General features: G+C 61.0%; 1 pseudogene. It reads right to left on the reverse strand.

Annotated features, from left to right (window positions below):
* A pseudogene (locus EE949_RS00970) lies at positions 1 to 282 on the reverse strand (alpha/beta hydrolase); the annotation flags it as partial.

The raw sequence follows: 282 nt of genomic DNA on the forward strand, positions 1-282 counted from the left end.
GGCTGGCGGACAGCGTCATCTGGTTATTGAATGTCGGTGCATAAGTGGACAGCGCCAGAACACCGCCGAGCGGGCCCTGCCAGCGCAGATAGCCTGCGTGCAACACCACTGCGCCGCCCTGGGAAAAGCCTGCCAGAAAGATTCGCGCCGGGTCGATGCCGCTGTCGCGTTGTTGCTCGATGAGGTTCAACACCTGCTGCGCCGAGGCTTCCATCTCGTCGTGATCAATGGCGCGGGCCTCGCTGCTCATGGCTTTGATGTCATACCAGCTCGGCATTTGAT

Origin of the sequence: Pseudomonas viridiflava (assembly GCF_900602065.1) — a bacterium.
Lineage (GTDB): Bacteria > Pseudomonadota > Gammaproteobacteria > Pseudomonadales > Pseudomonadaceae > Aquipseudomonas.